This window comes from Bacillus sp. 491mf, from assembly GCF_900112415.1.
In the GTDB taxonomy this organism is placed as follows: domain Bacteria; phylum Bacillota; class Bacilli; order Bacillales; family Bacillaceae_G; genus Bacillus_A.
The window spans coordinates 1-18127 of the sequence record NZ_FOLV01000039.1 but is presented as its reverse complement, the minus strand read 5'-3'; the positions used below and the strand labels follow the sequence as shown (position 1 = coordinate 18127).

The following is an 18127-nucleotide window of genomic DNA, read 5'->3' as shown; positions in this document are numbered from 1 at the left end:
AACGGGAGATAGAGATGGTACAACTACTAACAATTAGTTACGGCAATCAACTGCATAAATGTCATCTTAATCCGAAAAAACGTGAATTAGTCACAATCGGAAATGAATGGTCCGATACCGTTACTTACACGGACTTAGAAACGCGTGTAGTGGTGAAATGGGATGGCGAAGTATGGAATCTTGAGAATGAAGCCTTACATGTAAATGAACATGTGACAGTAGATATCACTAATGAAAAACAAATGCACTTTTACTTGACGGATGCAGAAGAAGAGTATGTGTATGATACAGCGTCCAAATATAGTATTTCGTTTGGCGCAACGGATCGCGATGACGTAATAATCAAGAACATGAAAGCTAGCTTGCTGTTCATCCGTGAAACATTAGGGGATTGTTTTAAAGTCATTGTGAATGACGGCTATGTATATCACAACTTTTTCCGTATGACTGGTGAGGAAATGCTTGAGGCAGGTGACCAGCTTTATTTTGACGGTGTAACAATTAAAGTTGGAAAAGAAGATATTCAAATATTGGCTTCATCTAATCGCATTACAACAAAATTAACACCTTTAATCGAAGCTGATAATGATTTTGGGGAAGAATATCCAAATTATCATCGTTCCCCGCGGATTATTTACCGTGAGCCAGAGGAAAAGCTAACGATTGGAAAACCATCTCATTTGCCGTCAAAACCAAGTGAACAACTGGCGCAGATGATCGTGCCGCCGATTGTGATGATTGTGTTGACTGTAGTCATTGCAATTTTTCAGCCGCGCGGAATTTTTATTCTCGCTTCACTAGGGATGACAGTGGTAACGGTAATTATTTCATTAACCACGTATTTAAAGAATTTAAAGAAATACAGAATTGAGACGAAAGAGCGGAACGAAAGTTATCAAAATTATTTGAAGCAGAAAACACAAGAATTGTATGCTGCAAGTGAAGAACAAAGGCACGCTCTGGATTATCACTATCCAAACATTGAACAAATTCGTGATATGGCAGTAAGAGTAGATTCTCAAGTCTATGAAAAAACAATGTTACACCATGACTTCTTAACATATCGCGTTGGACTCGGGCGTGTTGATTCTAGTTTTGAGATTAAGTTTAGCGAAGAAGAGTTTACGCAAAACAAAGATGAATTAGTAGAAGCTGCAAAAGACCTACGTTCGCAATATGAGGGTTTAAAGAATGTACCGGTTGTGACCGACTTAGTAAACGGCCCAGTAGGTTATATTGGACAACGAAAATTGGTAATCGAACAGCTGCAAATGCTCGTTATGCAGACAGCTCTGTTTCATAGTTATTATGACTTACAATTCATTACGATTTTCCCAGAAGAAGAAAAAGCAAGCTGGGATTGGATGCGTTGGTTACCGCATGCGAGTTTACGAGATATTAATGTTCGCGGGTTCGTTTATCATGACCGAAGCCGAGATCAAGTATTGAACAGTTTGTATCAAATTTTGAAAGAACGTAAGTTAGCTGTGGAAGAGAAAGGCAACTCCAAAGAAAAAGTGTATTTTGCACCTCATTACGTTGTATTGATTACAGATGAAAAACTAATTTTAGATCATAGTGTAATGGAATTCTTTAATGAAGACCCAAGCGAACTTGGTGTATCTCTCATCTTTGTAGAAGATGTGATGCAAAGTTTACCAGAACACGTAAAAACAGTTATAGATATTCGCGATGCGAAAAACGGGAACATCATGTTAGAAAAAGGGGAATTAGTAAATCGCCACTTTACGCTTGATCACTTCCCAGATGGCTTCAACAAAGAAGATATCTCTCGTGCATTAGCACCGCTGAATCACTTGCAAAACTTAAGAAACAGTATTCCAGAAAGTGTTACATTCCTTGAAATGTACGGTGTTGAAAAAGTTCACGAATTAAACATTAAGGGACGCTGGGCGAAAAATGAAACATTTAAGAGCTTAGCTGTACCGCTCGGCTTACGCGGTAAAGATGACATCGTCAACTTGAACTTACATGAAAAAGCGCACGGACCACACGGATTAGTCGCAGGTACAACAGGATCTGGTAAATCAGAAATTATTCAATCGTACATTTTATCCCTTGCGGTGAACTTCCATCCGTATGAAGTAGCATTCCTACTTATTGACTATAAGGGCGGGGGAATGGCGAACTTATTTAAGGACCTACCGCATTTATTAGGAACAATTACGAACTTAGACGGCGCCCAAAGTATGCGTGCCCTTGCATCGATTAAAGCAGAATTACAAAAACGTCAACGCTTATTTGGCGAACACGATGTAAACCATATTAACCAATATCAAAAACTATACAAACAAGGCAAAGTGACAGAAGCAATGCCGCACCTATTCTTAATTTCGGATGAATTTGCGGAATTAAAAGCAGAGCAACCTGACTTTATGAAGGAATTAGTATCAACAGCACGTATCGGTCGTTCCCTAGGAATTCACTTAATCTTAGCAACGCAAAAACCGAGCGGGGTCGTAAATGATCAAATTTGGAGTAACTCCAAATTCAAATTAGCACTAAAAGTACAAAATGCATCTGACAGTAATGAAATCTTAAAAACACCAGACGCTGCAGAAATTACACTTCCAGGGCGAGCGTACTTACAAGTCGGAAATAACGAAATTTATGAACTGTTCCAAAGTGCATGGAGCGGGGCGGATTATATTGAAGACAAAGATGATCAAGAACAGCTAGATACGACTGTTTATGCGATCAATGAGCTTGGACAGTATGAGATTTTGAGTGAGGACTTGAGTGGACTCGGAGATAAAACAGAAATCACAACTGTACCAACTGAACTTGATGCGGTTATCAATTACATTCATGATTACACAGAAGAAAACCGAATCGAAGCATTACCAAGACCGTGGTTACCACCGCTTCCAGAGAGAATATTCCTGCAAGACTTACATCCAGTAAACTTTAAGGAAGCATGGTCAGGTGAAAAGAAACCATTACAAGCAACAGTTGGTTTACTAGACCAGCCTGAACTACAAGCGCAAACACCGCTTACATTAGACATAAGTAAAGACGGTCACGTTGCAGTCTACTCAAGTCCAGGATATGGAAAATCAACTTTCTTACAAACAGTCGTTATGGATGCGGTACGTCAGCATAGTCCAGAGCATTTGCATGTGTACTTGCTTGATTTTGGAACAAATGGATTAATGCCATTAAAAACACTACCGCACGTAGCAGATATCATAACGCTAGATCAAGCAGAAAAATGCGAGAAATTTATCCGTCGTATAGAAGAAACGCTTAAGGAAAGAAAGCGACTATTAAGCAAATACGGCGTTGCTAATCTTGAAATGTATGAACGAGCTAGTGGTGAAACATTGCCGACAATACTCATTACATTAGATAATTATGATGGAGTGAAAGAGGCAGCATTTGTTGATAATTTTGAACGCCTGATTGCACAAATCGTTCGTGAAGGTGCCGCGGTAGGAATTCATTTACTATTATCGGCTATGCGTCAAAATGCATTGAGAATACAGGTGAATACGAATATTAAGGCACAAATTGCTCTCTATATGATCGATGATACAGAACCTAGAGCAATCGTAGGCCGTACTGATTTGAAAATCGAAGAAGTATTTGGTCGCGGTCTAATAAAAATCGAAGACCCGACAGTGTTCCAAACTTGTATGCCAACAGAAGGAGAAGATGTGCTCGGTGTAATTGAGCATATACAAGCTGAAGGGCGAGATATGAACGAGTTTTGGACTGGTTCAAAACCAAAAGCCATTCCGATGGTACCAGAGATCTTGGAATATAAAGAATTTATTGCATGGCCAGAAACGAGAAAAATTATGGAAGCTCGTAAACTATCCTTTGGGGTTGAAACTGAGAATGTCACACCAATGAAATTAGATTTAGTAGAAGCTTCAAACCTTGTTGTAGCAGGAATAAAAAAAGACCAAATTGAAAATATGATTTATCAATTTACTCACCAATTACTTGAAAGTCAGGGATTTGATGTAGGTCTTGTAGATTCAAGAGCACAAACATTCTCAAACTTTAAGGGCAAAACAGCCTTATATGTAGCTGACAAAGCAGGAATAGAAAAAACGATTCAGCAAATCGAAGGTGCTTATAGATCAAGGGAAGCTGCATTTAAAGAAGAGCAAGAAGCTTCAAATGACACGATAAATCCAGCAGACTATGTTAAAAAGTTCAAGCCAATTGTTATCGTCATCGCAGACTTAAATGATGTTGTTAGTAGTGTAGAAGATAGTGAAACATATCGCTTAGCAGAATTGATTACGAATGGTGCATATATGGGAATCCATTTTGTCATTGGTTGTGATGTCGATGCGATTGATAGCCGCTACGATTCAGCTTCAAAAGCAGTCAAAACACAATCGCACATTATTTTGTTAAGAAAATCATCTGGACAAATGGCGTTTGATGTATCCAATAAGGATTCAAGTAGTACGAAGTTAAATCCTTTTGAAGGATACTTTATAAAAGATAGATATGCGACAAAAATTAAGGTACCAACTATTCAGGGGGGATATTAATGGAATTATCGCAACTTGATAGTCAGAAAGCAAATTTACTTAGTAGCATTAGTCAGCAGCAGAGCCATTTAGCGGCTCTGCAGCTAAAAAAACAACGATTAGTACAAGCAAAAGGACAATTTGGAAATAATATTGAATCCATTCGGCAAAACGAGCAACAATTTAAATCACTAGAAATTAATGATGGTATGTGGAAAGGACAAAGAGCAACTACTTTCAAGTCCACCTATCAAGAACAAGTCCTCTCTAATTTAGGAAGATTTATAAGCGAGTTAGATAGAGTAAAAGAAGATATTGAACATGAGATTCAAAAAATTGATGGACAAATTTCTTCATGTGAATCAGCGATTTCTTCATTAAATAAAAGTGTTTCAATTGTGAACGATAATATTCAAGTTGAAAAACAGAAGAAGGAGAATGGATAATGGGCGAAATTAAGTTAAATAAAGCCGTCTTTGATTCGAAAGTAAGTGAACTAAAAAGTGGTGCGAGTGATGTAGGGAAAACAAAGTTTAATGATATGAAGTTGACTCGTACCAACTTGGATAGATTAACTAAATATTGTGAAGCGATAGAAAAGTTATCTCAAAAGGTGCAACAGTATGAGACTCTTTTAGAAAATGATTTAAATAAAATTCAACGAGCTGGAGAAAAAATGGTTGAACAAGATGAACAACTTGAAAGACAATTGAGAATCAGTTCAGCTCATCATAATATGTAATAGTAAATAGGGGGGGAGAAGCATGGATAAAAATATTGAGTTACAGGAAGTAAAAGAGCTTCAAAGTAGATTTCAAGCAAGTACAAATGAGTTGAATCAATACCTGGAATCTTTAATACAAAAAATAGGTGATTTTACGGAAATTAACTCTTTTCAAGGGAAAACAGCTGATGGAATTAAAAAGCATTTATCTACAGTTCACGGAGGAGGTATCATCTCTGCATTTATGGTTATAGCGGAAGGGCTAAATCTTCAATTTCAAAAAGCGATTGAAGATTTTAATAGTTCAGTCGACAGTGATGGAGATGTGAAAATTTATGGTAGTTATTTAGATGAGGTAAAGAAAAAAGTTAATGGATATAGTGAAGCATTTAATCATTCTAATGAAGAAGCGCAACAAACAGTGGGGACGATTAGTGACATTGTACCAATTCAATATCCATCATCATCAGGGATTACGGAAGGGGCTGTAAATAGCCAAAAAGAAATCAGTGATACATTAGAAAAATTAGAGGCGTATAACAGTCAACAACAGGATCTACAAGATTTTGATGGAATGATGCGTGAGCTAGATGATGGAATGAATCGAGTCCAAGCCAATGGTGGAGATTTCTCTATTGGTGCGGCAGAGAAAATTTTACCTGAGGGATGGTTTGCAGGTATTGTCGCTTCGCTAAAAAAAACTGCGGGATGGACTGGTAAGGGGAAAAAACTTGTAATGAGTTTCTTTTCTGTAGCGTTACGTATGGGTTATATGGAACGAATCCTTGGATTCCGTTCTGAATTTGATATTAACGCTCTAGAAGGACAAGGAGCACATATATTGAAAACCCTCAAGCAGAGTGATATGGTAAAAATTTTGAAGCTTTTAACCGTAGATGAAAATGAAGATGCTATTATTAAATTTATTTTTCAAGATAAATTTAAAATTGATTATGGAGAAGTAACAAGAACTGCAATAGCACAGGCGAAAAAAGATATTTATAAATTACCTGAATTTGAAGCGTTGCAAGACTTTAGGATGACTAGTGCGGAAGAAGGGGTGTTAAAAACACTCGGGGACAAATGGAAAGGTTCGTTTAAAACTGAATTTTTAAAAAATTTTACCGATCTTAATTATAAGAAATGGCCAGAAACATTCAAAGACCTCAAAACTACTGGCACAATCTTTAAGAGTGTAGCAATAGCTGGAACGGCGCTTACAGTCGTAGATAATGTTGTGAAGTCACAAGCCAATGGATTCCAACTACAGGATGTAAGGGATGTTGTATTAGATACAGGTGTTGACTTTGCGTTTGCAGCTGGAGCAACAGCAACTGGAGCGGTAATTGGGACTGCTTTGGGGCCACTTGGAACAGTAGCAGGAGCAGCGATAGGAACAGCGGTAGGTGTAGTTGGTTCGATACTAGTGAATACGAAATCTGATATGCTTGGTGGGGAAAGTGTGGTTAGCGGAACAAAGAAATTGGTAAAATGGGGGGCAGATTTTTATGATAATGTAAGGGTTGGGAATTATAAAGAAGTTATGAAAATGGCAAACTCAACAGTGGACAATGGGAAAGCGGCTCTTAAAAAATTGAAATCAATATTTTGGTAATTTGTATAACATTAGAAAGTAGGATAAATGAATGAGAAATATAAAAGAAGAAGATTTAGACTTTTTAAAGGATATAAATGGAAAACGGTTACGCCCCGATAAAATAAGATTTTTTTTGGGGGGAGTTTTTGCATATACTTCTATACCAATGTTGATCATGTTTTTAGGTGTTTTGCTGAATGGTGATAAGATTTCTTTAAGTCTTTTTGAGAAAATAGTTGTACGAACTGAGGCAAAGTTGTATATCTTAGAGTTCATTTTCCTTATTATATACATGTTTCCAAAGGTTGCTTTTAAATTACAAAAGTTCCAAACAATTGTTATTTTATTTTTCTCAATCCAATTGTGTACATTACCATTTATGGCTTTAGTCATTAGAGATATGTTTGGTTTTCCTTATAATAACAACACGTTGGTGTATCTTAGTTTATTATTATTAGGAGCTATAGCTATGCATATTGTAGCCACAGTTGATATCTTTAGAAAGGTCAAACATGGAGGGGATAGATTGGAAGGTGAGGCTATCTCATTTTTTACTAATTCAAACTCACGTGTGTTGATTGGAATGGTTACTTATGTAATAGTGCTTTTAATTTTGATTTTTGTAAGTATTAATTTTGTGTTAAAACCAATGGTATTGTATACCTTGCAGACATTCATATTATATGCAGTTGCTATTAAATCTTCAGAATTCGTCCTATTGGCGTATTGTCGGTTCAAATTTCCATCATTTAATATCACATGGGAGCAACATAAAAAGGAATATTAAGAATTTATAGCAAATAGAAGAAAAGAAGAACAAAAGCGAAACAAAAAATGAAATGAGATTTATAAATGATAATCGTAAACTAATTTTTATTTATTTATGACGAAAGAAATAAATTACTGTATAAGGGGTAGAGTTTATGAAAGTTCACTATAAAGCATTGTCAATGCTAAATTTAATTAGTATCACTCAAATTGTAAAAAAAGACGATTGGTTGTTACCAGCTATCGCGCTTAGAAATCAAGTAGTTCATAATGATATATATCCAATAGGACCAGTTCTTTTTACATATTCACCATTAGAGAATGAACCGGAATATGGTGAATATATGTATTGCGTTCCAGTAAATGGACGAGTGAATATGAAAGAGGGTTCACCGTATGAGTATATTGACGCTATTGTTATTGAAGAAGCGCTTTGTGTTAGATTTTCAGATGAAGATGGCGATATTGAAGACGCTTATCGTGTTTTAAATGAGTTTGCTGAACAAAATCATATGAAATTAGATGGTAGATTTTACCATGTATGCTTAGATGTGTATGGTGATATGTGGTTGGATATTTATGCTCCTATTATTGAAGTAGGTGAATTGGCGCGATGATGATTGAAGAACAAAGTATTGCTTATACAAATGTTGTTTCGAGAGAATATTTCTTTCACTATACTGATATGGAAAAAGCGATAGAAGATTTATTGAAAGAAATTGCGCAAGCGAATTTAACAATCAAAGGTCCAATGTTTTATGCGTTGAAAAATGTGCCCTCAGATGGAGATATGTTTATTGAATTATTTATGCCAGTACATGAGAGTAGTATTCCTAAATCGGAAACAATGAAGTTTCAAAGTTATTATTACGTTGATAACATGCTAATGAAAAGATACGCAGGAGATTTTGAAAAATTAACAGAGTATGCGTATGCTGAGATGTTTCAGTACATGGAAGATAATCAACTTGATATGGTTTCACCAATCTATCATATATTTAGTGGTGATGAAAGCCTACAGTATGTTGATTTGAAAATTGCAGTAGATATTCAAGGATAACCTATGAAGACTTTGATTTTAACTAATGGTGCTACTATTACCTTAATTTGGATGGGGTCCATGGGGTTATTTTCGAGGGGAAGAAAGGTGTTCTTCAAGCACAAGTGGGCAGATGAAAATGAGGATATTTTGGTATTTTTATAGTTAAGAAAAGGGTTATTCTAAGAGGGGTAGGTCAGATGTTGGAGAAAGAAGAATTCGTTATCATTCGAATAGTAGACAAAGAAGGCAATGTTCATTACAAGTTTGAGTTAGAAAAAGAAGAGTTGCAAGAAATGGAAGAAAACAAACGTAAGTCTTTGCATTTCGGTGGGATAGAAGACAATGTCGAGATTTATGACATGGTGTTAGATGAAGAAGAACTAGAAGAAGTAAAAGAAGAGATAGAAGAAATAAAAGAAATCTTAGCACAGGTTAACTCACAGATTGATGAAACGAAGCCTAAGAGTGAAGAAGAAAAGAAAAAGACTAGAAAACGTATCTTTATTGGAATCGCTTGTTTCTTTCTCTTCATTGCTATAACGGGCATAATCGAAGGATGGCAAGAAGATAACTTAATTAAAAACGGGAAACAAAAGGAAGCTACCGTAGTCTTTAAGTTAGAAAGAACATATTATTATGTATTCCCAAGAAATGAGTTAGATATTCTAGTAAACGGAAAGTATGAATCAATTCCAGTCAAACAAGAAGTGTTTGATAAGGCAAAAATGAAAGACAAGTTTAAAGTCATTATATACAAGGGTAAAGTACACTTAGACCCTAGAGAAGAGTATACGAAAGCAGATTAAGAAGGGATATGTTTTAAATATTCGCTTCTCAAATTAAACTACATTATTATTTGCAAAAATCGAAACCATTAAAACGAAAAACAGATTTAAAATAACTGCAATAACCTCCCATCAAACAATATGATAGGAGGTTATTGCCTTTCTGAAAATAAAATTAAAGAGCTTTAGTATCTCTATACAGTAAACATCGTTTAAGTCCTGAAGGTGCTACAGGGTTTATGGTAGGAGGTTGGGATTACTATACCACTTTTTTTGTTAGAACAATTTTTAAGATTGAAATTGTGTTATATAGCCTTCAAATTCTATTTTTAGTTTTATATTTATTTCCAAAGGCTCGTTTTAAATTTCAAAAATTACAAACGCTTGTCGTGTTATTATATGCATTCCAACAATCAACAATATTATTCACACTGTTAATTGTTTCTGAAATGGCTAATAATTCAATTGACCAAACTACATTAATGTATGCAGGTTTATTATTATTATTAGGAGCAGTCATTGTTCATATTGTAGCGACTATTGATACCTTTAGAAAGGTAAGTAAGGGGCATTTAGTGCGTCTTTATTTTTTAATAAAACAAAGGCGAATGCAACTAAGTGTGCTGTAATGTATGCGTTAACTCTTCTCACTTTAATTTATGTGCATAATGATTATATGCCAAAGATTTTAGGATTGTATGCGGGCGGACTCTAATAATGTACACGGCAACCACAGGTGCAGCTGAGTTTCAATTATTAGCCTATTGCAGGTTTAAATTCCTATCATTTTCTATTTCATGGGAAAAACATGAAATAGAACGTCAGGAATTCATAAAGCGTTATAAAGAGAAGGAAAAGGAAAAAGTCAAAGAAATAAAATAAGTTTTACATCCTAAAAATCCAAATAGATTACATATACAGTTAATGACAGTTTGTAAATCACTACCGTGAAAAGGAGTAATAGTTGCTCCTATTTTCTTTAAAACATACGAGAGTATAGGAGCTAGTGTATTTCTTTTAATCTCGTCATTATCAGCATATTTAGTGTTTTTAGAGGAAATAAAGAGGGCTAAATTAATATTGAATATAAAATTTGAAGTATTTGCGAATTATATGTATAAATCCGACTTGACTTTCCAACAAACAAGTCAACGCCATGCCAAGAAAAAAATAGCCTGCTACTTTTTTTCTCTCTTTGTTTAAACTTCGCACGTGGCAGAAAAAGGAACTGACTGCTTCTAAGCATGGCCAGACGCTTTCGACCATCTGAAAAGAAAAGGGGGTTATGTCAAGTTTTTAATTTGGATTTATATATATATGTTGGGATGATTTTTACGATTTACTATATATTTAGTGGTGATGAGGGCTTGCAATATGTTGATGTGAAAAGTCCACTGATCAAGAGATAGGTGGGGGATGGTGTCCTCATTGATAGAAGTTTCACTTTATTTTAGTTTGATAGTAATGTGGTATTATTATATGAAAAATTAACCAATATATTGTAAAGTATACTATATGTTGATTTTTTAACATTTTAAGTAAAGGGGAAGGTTTTTTGTGAAATTAAAAAAAGTTATAATGGTTGGTTTTGCATCACTTCTTACAATTGGTATTGTAAGTGGATGTGGTTCGTCACAGGTAACGGGATCTAGAGTTGGAGGCAAAGAAAAAACAAAAAGCGTTGAACTTCAGCTTGAAAGTGCTGAATATGTTTTACCAGAAAGATTTGGTAAAAACATAAACGATAAAATTCTTAAAGTAAGAGTAAACTTAAAAAATATAGGGGATAAGCCTTTTTATATATCTAAAAAAGACTTTAAGCTTTATAAAAAAGATGAAGAAATGAAAGAATATTCTTCAAGCGATGATGATTCATTACGATCTGACGAAGTGGATAAAGAAAAAAAAGTGTCAGGGTCATTATATTTTGACGCAAAAGATGCTTCTTCATATGAACTGGTTTATAAAAAAGGTCGCCAAGATCCAGATGAGGAAGAAGAAGAGAAAATTACTTTTAAAATTGATGGAAAAGAACTAGCAAAGAAAGCAAAAGATTTAGATAAACCAGCTGAAGCGTTAAGTGCTTATATAAATACTACTTTTTATGATAAGGATGCTGAAAAACTTAAGAAATTATCAGGTGAAGATGGTCAACAATATGCGGGTAAGGTAAAAAAGAACTTTAAAACTATTTCAATGCTAGGCATTTATTATGACATTGATGAACAACAATTTGAAAATTATTATAAAAATTTGAGGAAAGCAGTGCAGAAGAATACTAAATTTGAAGCAAAGGCTGTAGCTGTATCTGCTGACAGAAAGACAACAGAGGTAGAGTTAAAAGTGAAGCCACTCATGATAAGTGAGATGCATTCAAAGGTTGATAGTGAAAAAAATAGGATTTTAGGTGAAAATCCAAACATTGAATATTTCGAATTAAGAAAAAAACTATTTGATTATGAAATGTCAATATTATCTGAGACAAAAACTTCGAATACTGAAGAGACTATAACAATTGGTATGAAGAAACATGAGGGAAATCAATGGCGTATTAGTGACGAGTATGGAAATATACTATTGAACGCATTTATTCAATAGTATATTTTTGAGAGTTTTAATTATAGAGAAGATGGTTCTAGTATTATGGTCTTATCCCTGTCAAATAGACAGTAAAAGAGTAGGTGTATTTTCATTAAGCAGCCTTAGTTCTAAATTCAACAGGACTAAGGTTGTTTAATTTTTTTTTTTTTTTTGAATTGTTTGTTAATGTAATACCTCATATACCTTCTAATAGCTTTAAAAGCTTGCCCTTTTTATGAAACTTAATTCTAAAAAACATTCTGTATTAAAGTGGCTAAAAAACTTTCTACACATGCGTTGCCAAGACCATGGTTACCACCGCTTCCAGAGAGAATATTCCTACAAGACGTATATCCAGCAAACTTTAAGGAATCATGGCAAGGAGAGCATTCAAAGACAATTCCAAGGATGCCAGAAGTAATTGATTTAATAACATATCGTAACGCAGTGGCTTTAAACGACCAAAGCATTTTCAACATCAAGTATGTAAGTAACGAACCAGCTTTAGGAAAAGATGAAGTATACTATTATGTAAAGGAGAATATTACCATATAAATCTAAATTAAAAAATTGACATAAAACCATTCTTTTTTGGTGGGTGAGAGCATCTAGCCATACATAGAAGCGTCAGTGCCCTTTTCTGCCACATGCAAGTTTTAAAACAAAAGGAGAAAGCAAGTGCAGATGGTTTGAAAATTAAAATTCTGAAAAATAGAGGTAGGTACTTGGAGAAAAAAGTCTAGGTATTAGTGTTGGAAAAGGCACTAAATAGGTAATTAAAAACATAGTAGTAATTAAACTACACGAAAGGTGCAGATAAATAATGTGGAATATAAAAGAAGAAGATTTAGATGAATTTAGAATGACATGTAAAGATCGTTTAAGCCCTGAAGGTGTTATGGGTTTGATGTTTGGAGGAATACTATATAGTTCAATAATCATTTTTTCTATTGTTTTACCAAGTGGTTGGGATTACTGTATGCTTCTCTTTGATATAGGAGTTGTTAAGTTAGAAGTGTTATTATATAGCTTACAAATAATCCTTTTAATTTTATATTCATTTCCGAAAGCTCAATTTAAATTTCAAAAGTTACAAACACTTGGCGTATTATTATATGCATTCCAAATGGCAACAATAGGACTCACAGCTTTGATTGTTACTAAAATAGCTAATAAATCAATTGACCAGATTACAATAATGTATGCGGGTTTATTATTTTTAGGAGCAGTGATTGTTCATATTGTGACAACGATTGATACGTTTAAACAAGCGAGTGAAGGTGCGTTTAGTATGGATGAAAGATCTGCTTCATTTTTTAGTAACACAAAAGGAACTATGATGAAGTGGGCTATAATATACGCACTAATTCTTCTAATTTTGATTTATTTTCATAATGATTATGGGTTGGATACTGTAGTTCTGTATGTGGTAGGGACTATTTTAATGTATGCCATAGCCATCGGGGCAGCGGAATTTCAGTTATTAGTTTATTGTAGGTTTAAATTTCCGTCATTTAACACATCGTGGGAGCAACATAAAAGAGAAACTCCAAGATACCAAAAGAAAAATAAAAAAAGTAAATCGAAACGGAAGGCATAGAGGAAATGAGTATTATATGCAGTTGCTATTAGATCTGCAGAATTCGTCCTATTGGCATACTGTCGGTTTAAATTTCCGTCATTTAATATCACATGGGAGCAACACAAAAAGGAATGTTAAGAATTTATAGCAAATAGAAGAAGAGAAGAACAAAAGCGAAACAAAAACTGAAATGAGATTTATAAATGCTAATCGTAAACTGATTTTCTATGTACGAAGAAGACATCATTTTAATATGAAAGAAGTTTTGGTGATTTATATTGAACTGAAAGCGGGATTAGTGGATGACAAAAATAAAAGAAGAGGATTTAGAGAAATTTAAAATTATATGCAAGGATCGCTTAAGTCCCGATTAGGCTATAGGGTTTATGTTTGGAACGATGTTTTTTTATTTCTTTTCAAATGAAACTTCAGTTTATCCACAAAAATATAGTTATTACATAAATAAAGTGAAAATAACAAAACAGTCTCATAAAGTGAAACTTCCATCAGTGGGGGTCTTACTGCCCACGAATAGCGGGATAAATCTGAGGGCATAAAAAAAGTCCATTGAAAGAGAAAAGAAGATCATCAACTACTATATCGTTGATGATCTTCTTTTGTTTTTTATATATTATCATAGTTTCTATTACACTTTTTTCCTCATTTTTAACAGATAGCCTCCTGCAATAATAAATCCGATTCCCAAAAGAAGTAAGGACGGAAGTTTCATTCCAGTAGATGGGAGGTACCTTCTATTCTTACTTATAGGTTTATCTATAAGCTGCTGCGTAGTTGTTGAAAATTTATTATTTGGAGTTTGTGGTTTATCTGGTGTTCCTGATGTTTGCTTTTTCTGATCCTTCACTGTATGTTTAATAATTTGCCCATCTTCTTTAATTTCAAAAGAGAAGGTTTCATTGTTAATAACATAGCCATCAGGAGCTAGAGTTTCTTTGTAGGTATATTTGCCGTAAGGAAGTTTGAATGTGGCAGTACCGTTTTGATCCGTTTTCCCTTTTGCCACTTCTTTTCCTTGTATATCATAGATCGTGAACTCAGCATTTGGAAGTTTCTTATTGTTATCTGCACTGTCAACTTTTGAGATAAGTAATTCTCCAGAAATCTTTTTATCGTTTACTGTATGCTTAATAATTTGCCCATCTTCTTTGATTTCAAAGGAAAAGGTTTCATCGTTAATAACATAGCCATCAGGAGCTAGAGTTTCTTTGTAGGTGTATTTGCCGTAAGGAAGTTTAAATGTGGCAGTACCGTTTTGATCCGTTTTCCCTTTTGCCACTTCTTTTCCTTGCATATCATAGATCGTGAACTCAGCATTTGGAAGTTTCTTATTGTTATCTGCACTGTCGACTTTTGATACTTCTAGTTGTCCTTGTATATTTTCATTTCTAACTTCTAATAAAGCAGTTTCACCTGTCTTTATTTCAATTTTTTTAGCTGTATTATCTAATATATAGCCATCAGGCGCTTGAATTTCTTTTACGATGTAAGTTCCAATCGGAAGTTGATGCGATTCAGCGATGCCTTGCTCATTTGTAGTGATATTTTTTTTGATATCACTTTTTTCACTTGAAACTTCAAATACAGCACCTTTTAAAGGTTGTTTCTTTTCTCCTAATTTCATAATTTGTAAAGATCCTAGTGTTTCCCAATTTACGACTAAATCTGTACTCATGTTTTCGCTACTTCTTTGTAGTAATACGCCTATATTTTGAACGACTTTTCCTCCATCAAAGGCAATTGCTTGTAAATTCGTTAATGTTGATTTTAATTTGAATTTGAAAGCCCCACTAGGTGTATTTTTAGGAATCAAAATTTTAAATTTTTCATTGATAGAAAATGTAGTTTTCTTTTCCCCGTTTTCATTTAAGATTTGGGTTCCTTGAGGTGCATCTTCAGTTTGAACTGTATATGTTCCAGAAATTGCGTTTGTTTGAATTGTATATAGACCTGTTTCTAAATAGTCTCCATGTTGTTTTGCGGTTTGGGGATCAGCAGGGGTTACATTGAAAACAATCTTTTGTGTTTCTGACTCATCTTTAGATTTTTTGACTAATTGTTTCATAAGAGTATGTACGTTTTGATTTTGGGGTACTAGATCATCTACTTGTAATTGTCCCATAGCAATCCATATCGCTAATTGGGTGGCATAATGTGCTTCTGCGATGGTAGATACACCTAATTCGGCAAGACTTTTTTGTGGATATCCGTGTAAGAGTATACGATATACTGGATCACTTGCGTTCCCCATTTCTGGTAAATCCTCACCGTTAGGGGTACGTAAGCCTAGTATTAAACAATAGGCGACATTTCCTGATCCAGTTTTGAATAATGCCGCTTTAACTTCTTTGCCTGTTGATTTACTATAACTCCAATTCATTTGATAGTTTTCCCGATGAATAACTTCGGCCTTGACTTGTGGAACAGAAACTCCTAGCAACATAATAAGCACACTGAACATGCAAACCCATTTTGCTAACATTTTTTGTTTCATTTCATTCTCCACCACCATTTATCAAATTTTATGGATAGAAAATCTTATACTTTTATTGTACTTGTTGTTCGAAAAAGAGAATAGGTGGTTTTTTTGTAAGTTTTTGTAATTTTCTGAAATAGAGAAATGTCGTGAAAATGACCCTAGTATTCTGTTAAAAAAGTGTTTTCAGTATATGAAAGCACCTTTTGTTAACATAAAATCAATGCATCACAGAATCTTTAAAAGTCCCTTCAGAAGAACTGAAGGGACTTTCCGTTCACATGACCAGTGTGATCAGAGGTCAATGTTGTCGTTAGTTCGGATTCGACTTTTGTATAGTTGACGAAATTTGATGAAAGAAATAATCCTCCAAGGTAAAATATATCCCAGCGCTACAGTTATAAATAATGCTGCTTCTGTTTCTGGACCTAGCCATTTTAAATAATCACGAAGTAAAAATCGGATAATAAATACGATGAGAAAGGTGATGATAAAGCTCTTGTTTCTTACAGCATAAATATGCTGATCGGATCGGAGTTCATAGTTAGTGGTCCAAATAAGTGGAATTGACAAAAGGCCCCCCAAGATAGCTGCACAAATCCACCACCAGGCAGCAGCATGTACATTTGGATTCAGGATTATGGGAATACTAGGTAATAGTAGAAATAATATGGGTATGAGAAGACGGATTCCGTTTCCTTTAATCGGACGATACATGGCCCTAGTTCTGCGCCATAAGACTAACGCAGCAACTATAATCACAATCGAGTAAAATGAAGAAGGATTCATAATTTCACCTCTATACATAGTGTGCTTCAATTATTTATATGGGAATTACAAATGGTTGAGCACTAGTATTCGTTTTAATTGGAACATTTTGAAGTTATGATGGATACCAATAAAGTGAACTTCTATCAGTGGAGGTCTTACTGTCCAAAAATAGAAGTATTTAAGTAATGTAGCGAAGTTCCATAAAATTCGGCTTAATATTTTCAAAAGATTCAGAAAAAGCACCTTAAATAAGGTGCTTTTCTCACTTTGTTAAAAAAAATATATTTATTATCTCATTTTTAATGTGTAACCTCCAGCAATGATAAGTCCAATTCCTAAAAGAGGTAAGAATGGGAACTTTGATCCAGTAGATGGTAGAGATTTTGTGTTCTTACTCACAGTTTTCTTACTCACAGTTTTCTCTATATGCTGTGGGTCTGCTGTAATTTTCTTAACCAGAGTTTTTGCTTGCTTTTGTTTTATTGTACTTACAGTTTTCGCTACAGGCTGTGGGTCTGCTGTAATTTTCTTAACTAGAGTTTCTGATTGTATTGTACTCACAGTTTTCGCTACAAGCTGTGGGTCTACTGTAATTTCGTATTCCAAAGTTTCTGATGGATCTGGTACTTCGGATATTGGTTTCTTCTGATTTTCCACTATATGTTTAACAATTTGCCCATCTTCATTTATTTCAAAAGAGACAGTATTTTCGCTAAGTATGTATCCTTCTGGAGCTAATGTTTCTTTATATGTATATGTTCCATAAGGTAGTTTGAATGCGATAACACCGTTTGCATCTGTTTTACCTTTAGCGACTTCATTACCTTGTTTATTGTATATAGTAAATTCAGCATTTGAAAGCATCTTATCGTGATCTGCAAAGTCCACTTTTGAGATTTCTAGTTCACCTTGCATCTGTTTATTTTCCACTTCTAATAAAGCGCTTTCATTCACTTGTACGTTAACCTTTTTAATTGTAGGATCTAGTACATATCCCTCTGGAGCTTGAATTTCTTTTACGCTGTAAGTGCCGATAGGAAGTTGATGTAATTCCGCAACGCCTGTATGATCGGAGGTAATATTTGTTTTGATATCACCTTTTTCATTGGACACTTCAAACACAGCACCTTGTAAAGGTTGTTTATTTTCGTCGAATTTCATAATTTTTAAAGATCCTAGCATTTCTTTTGGTACTTCAGGTACTGGTTTCTTTTTATTTTCCACTTCTAATAAAGCGCTTTCATTCACTTGTACGTTAACCTTTTTAATTGTA

General features: G+C 34.4%; 15 protein-coding genes and 1 pseudogene. 13 read left to right on the top strand and 3 right to left on the bottom strand.

Going from position 1 to position 18127, the window contains the following annotated elements; translation table 11 throughout:
- The first annotated feature begins 14 nt into the window (after window positions 1–14).
- From essC to BM211_RS26855, 13 genes and pseudogenes are all read left to right on the top strand, one after another.
- Entirely contained in the window at window positions 15–4532 is a 4518-nt protein-coding gene (essC, locus tag BM211_RS21740; protein WP_090999531.1) for a type VII secretion protein EssC, read from the top strand.
- A complete protein-coding gene (locus BM211_RS21735) occupies window positions 4532–4957 on the top strand; it encodes a YwqH-like family protein (RefSeq protein WP_035432538.1) in 426 nt (141 codons plus the stop codon). Before essC ends, BM211_RS21735 begins: the two co-directional genes overlap by 1 nt.
- Window positions 4957–5253, top strand: a complete 297-nt coding sequence (locus BM211_RS21730; protein ID WP_090999529.1) for a TIGR04197 family type VII secretion effector — start codon at window positions 4957–4959, stop codon at window positions 5251–5253. The genes BM211_RS21735 and BM211_RS21730 overlap by 1 nt, the downstream gene beginning before the upstream one ends.
- Before the next feature lie 22 nt (window positions 5254–5275).
- Window positions 5276–6850 carry a T7SS effector LXG polymorphic toxin gene (locus tag BM211_RS21725; protein WP_090999528.1) on the top strand — a complete coding sequence of 525 codons (1575 nt, stop codon included), beginning with the start codon at window positions 5276–5278 and terminating at the stop codon, window positions 6848–6850.
- Between the two features lie 31 nt (window positions 6851–6881).
- Complete coding sequence (locus BM211_RS21720) at window positions 6882–7619, top strand: hypothetical protein (RefSeq protein ID WP_090999527.1); 738 nt, start codon at window positions 6882–6884, stop codon at window positions 7617–7619.
- Between the two features lie 136 nt (window positions 7620–7755).
- Window positions 7756–8217 carry a DUF5085 family protein gene (locus tag BM211_RS21715; RefSeq protein WP_090999526.1) on the top strand — a complete coding sequence of 154 codons (462 nt, stop codon included), beginning with the start codon at window positions 7756–7758 and terminating at the stop codon, window positions 8215–8217.
- A complete protein-coding gene (locus BM211_RS21710) occupies window positions 8214–8660 on the top strand; it encodes a DUF5085 family protein (protein ID WP_090999524.1) in 447 nt (148 codons plus the stop codon). Before BM211_RS21715 ends, BM211_RS21710 begins: the two co-directional genes overlap by 4 nt.
- A 179-nt stretch (window positions 8661–8839) precedes the next feature.
- Window positions 8840–9448, top strand: a complete 609-nt coding sequence (locus BM211_RS21705) for a hypothetical protein (RefSeq protein WP_090999522.1) — start codon at window positions 8840–8842, stop codon at window positions 9446–9448.
- 182 nt (window positions 9449–9630) lie between these two features.
- Window positions 9631–10309 (top strand): annotated as a pseudogene (locus BM211_RS27340) (hypothetical protein); the annotation flags it as partial.
- A 675-nt stretch (window positions 10310–10984) separates the two neighbouring features.
- Complete coding sequence (locus BM211_RS21695) at window positions 10985–12025, top strand: DUF5105 domain-containing protein (protein ID WP_090999520.1); 1041 nt, start codon at window positions 10985–10987, stop codon at window positions 12023–12025.
- Window positions 12026–12277: 252 nt separating this feature from the next.
- Window positions 12278–12562, top strand: coding sequence for a hypothetical protein (locus tag BM211_RS21690; protein ID WP_141771684.1), 285 nt, complete (start codon window positions 12278–12280; stop codon window positions 12560–12562).
- 268 nt (window positions 12563–12830) lie between these two features.
- Window positions 12831–13607 carry a hypothetical protein gene (locus BM211_RS21685; protein ID WP_090999516.1) on the top strand — a complete coding sequence of 259 codons (777 nt, stop codon included), beginning with the start codon at window positions 12831–12833 and terminating at the stop codon, window positions 13605–13607.
- Between the two features lie 172 nt (window positions 13608–13779).
- Window positions 13780–13929 carry a hypothetical protein gene (locus tag BM211_RS26855; RefSeq protein ID WP_218160821.1) on the top strand — a complete coding sequence of 50 codons (150 nt, stop codon included), beginning with the start codon at window positions 13780–13782 and terminating at the stop codon, window positions 13927–13929.
- Window positions 13930–14235: 306 nt separating this feature from the next.
- On the opposite strand, the gene BM211_RS21680 is transcribed toward BM211_RS26855, so the two are convergent.
- From BM211_RS21680 to BM211_RS21670, 3 genes are all read right to left on the bottom strand, one after another.
- Complete coding sequence (locus tag BM211_RS21680; protein WP_090999515.1) at window positions 14236–16101, bottom strand: thioester domain-containing protein; 1866 nt, start codon at window positions 16099–16101, stop codon at window positions 14236–14238.
- Between the two features lie 276 nt (window positions 16102–16377).
- Window positions 16378–16872 (bottom strand): CcdC protein domain-containing protein, encoded by a 495-nt coding sequence (locus BM211_RS21675; RefSeq protein ID WP_090999513.1) that lies wholly within the window; start codon window positions 16870–16872, stop codon window positions 16378–16380.
- A 270-nt stretch (window positions 16873–17142) separates the two neighbouring features.
- The coding region (locus BM211_RS21670; protein WP_141771683.1) for an MSCRAMM family protein at window positions 17143–18127 on the bottom strand (985 nt) is incomplete at its 5' end.